At 42.9% G+C, this 2646-nt stretch carries 1 protein-coding gene; it reads left to right on the forward strand.

Annotation, left to right across the window (positions count from 1 at the left end):
• The first annotated feature begins 185 nt into the window (after nt 1-185).
• Nucleotides 186-2387: a malate synthase G gene (locus A1019T_RS02565; RefSeq protein WP_077450289.1), complete on the forward strand. Its 2202-nt coding sequence runs from the start codon at nt 186-188 to the stop codon at nt 2385-2387.
• The last annotated feature ends 259 nt before the right edge of the window (nt 2388-2646 follow it).

Consider the following 2646-nt stretch of genomic DNA (forward strand, 5'->3'; position numbering starts at 1 on the left):
GAAGAAAGACGGCCTCCTAGTGGGTCGTCAATCAGTATAAGAGTGTATTTCAGCTATGGGTATAGCACTAATTTGTTTCAATAAAATTAATAATAACTAGCCTAAAGATGCTTGTGCATAGGGTAGGCTTATAGGAAACACTGAAGACACTGATTAATTCATTCACCAACAAAGGATCATATGGTATGAGTAACTCTGTTAATAACAATGAAAATCGCGTTCAAAAAGGCATCTTAGCCATTGATAGCCAACTTTATAATTTTATTGAAAATGATGTGCTACCCCGTGTTGGTGTGGAATCAGACGCTTATTGGTCTAACTTTGAAGAGATTGTTAAGAAGTTCACGCCACGTAACAAAGAGCTTTTGGCCAAGCGTGATGAGCTACAAGCCAAGATTGACCAGTGGCACTTAGACAACCCAACCAAAGATGGCGAAATCGACTATCCAAAATACAAAGAATTCTTAACTGAAATTGGCTACCTATTACCAGAAGGCGATGACTTCGAAGTTTCAACAGAGAATGTTGATCCTGAAATCGCTAGTATCCCTGGCCCACAGTTAGTAGTACCTGTACGTAACGCTCGCTACGCACTTAACGCAGCCAATGCTCGTTGGGGCAGCTTCTATGATGCCTTATATGGTACTGACGTAATCGATACCGCTGATGGTAAAGACAAAGGCAGCAGCTATAATCCAAAACGTGGTGAAGCGGTTGTGGCTTATGCTAAAGCTTTCTTAGATGAGAACTTTGCACTGGCGCAAGGCAGCTACACAGACGTTACTGGTTTTAGCGTTGAAGGCGGCGAATTAAAAATTGCTCAAGGCGATAACACCACTACATTGGCTGATACTGCTCAATTTGTAGGCTATGTGGGTGAAGAGAGTAATCCAAAAGGTATTTTATTAAAGAACAATAACTTACACGTTGAAATCCAAATTGATGCCAGCCATCCAGTAGGCGAAACTGACCCAGCTCATATTAAAGACGTGTTATTAGAATCAGCTATTACTGCTATTCAAGACTGTGAAGACTCAGTAGCGGCAGTAGATGCTGAAGAAAAAGTAGAAGCTTACCGTAACTGGTTTGGTTTAATGAACGGTGACCTAACTGAGACCTTCTATAAAGGCGGTAAAGAGTTAACCCGTAAACTAAATCCAGATCGTGAATACACTACGCCAGACGGTGGCAAGCTGGTATTACCAGGCCGTGCGGTATTGTTAATCCGTAACGTAGGTCACTTAATGCAGAACCCAGCGGTATTGGTAGATCTAGGCGAAGGTCAAGAAGAAATCTTCGAAGGCATCATGGACGCCTTAATAACGCCACTATTAACCATCAATGACATTAAAGGCAACAATGAGCGTTCAAACTCTCGTGAAGGTTCAATGTACATCGTTAAGCCGAAAATGCATGGTCCTGAAGAAGTTAAGTTCGCTAACGAATTATTCGCAGCAGTTGAAGATGCGCTAGGATTACCACGTAACACTCTAAAAATGGGTGTAATGGATGAAGAGCGTCGTACTACTGTGAACCTAAAAGAGTGTATCCGCCAAGCTAAAGAGCGTGTGATCTTCATTAACACCGGCTTCTTAGACCGCACAGGGGATGAGATGCACACCAGTATGAATGCCGGTCCTTTCGTACGTAAAGGCGACATGAAGTCACAAGCTTGGTTACCTGCTTATGAGCAGTGGAACGTAGATGTGGGTATCGAGACAGGTTTAATTGGCCGCGCTCAAATCGGTAAAGGTATGTGGGCGAAGCCTGATGAAATGAAAGAAATGGTTGAGACTAAGTCTAACCATCCTCAAGCGGGTGCTACCACTGCTTGGGTACCTTCACCAACTGGGGCAACGCTACACAGTATCCACTACCATCAAAACAACGTTAAAGAGATTCAAGAGAAGTTTAAGGGCCGTGAGCGTGCTAGCCTAGATGATATCTTGACCATTCCATTAGCCAAAGACACTAACTGGAGTGAAGAAGAGAAGCGTCAAGAGCTTGATAACAACGCACAGGGTATCTTAGGTTACGTTGTACGCTGGGTTGATCAAGGTGTGGGTTGTTCAAAAGTACCTGATATCAATAACGTTGGCCTAATGGAAGACCGTGCAACGCTACGTATCTCAAGTCAGCACATCGCTAACTGGTTACACCATGGTATCGTAACTGAAGAGCAGGTTATGGAATCTATGAAGCGTATGGCTAAAGTTGTTGATGAGCAGAACTTAGGCGATTCAAACTACATGCCTATGGCTGATAACTTCGACAACTCAATCGCTTTCAAAGCCGCTTGTGACTTAGTATTTAAAGGCCGTGAGCAGCCAAGTGGTTACACTGAGCCATTACTACACGCTGCCCGCTTAGAGCTAAAAGCGCGCTAAGCTGATTGGCGAATAAAATAGGCTTTATATAGCTTAGTCTTTATTATCCGTCCTAATTTCCCTTTGGCGTATTTGATATACGCCTTAGGGTTTTTTATTGCCTGTAGAAAAGTGCTGTGACCTATCAACCTAGGATTCTACAGGAGATGCATATTGGAACTAAAGATTAATAACCGTCATTTAGCTAGCCGAAGATGCAAGAAAATAGCAAATATAAGCCCAAAATGTATCTACGACCGGTTCTCAATAGGCGGTAAAT

Origin of the sequence: Psychrobacter piechaudii (assembly GCF_900162825.1) — a bacterium.
GTDB classification, from domain to species: Bacteria; Pseudomonadota; Gammaproteobacteria; order Pseudomonadales; family Moraxellaceae; genus Psychrobacter; species Psychrobacter piechaudii.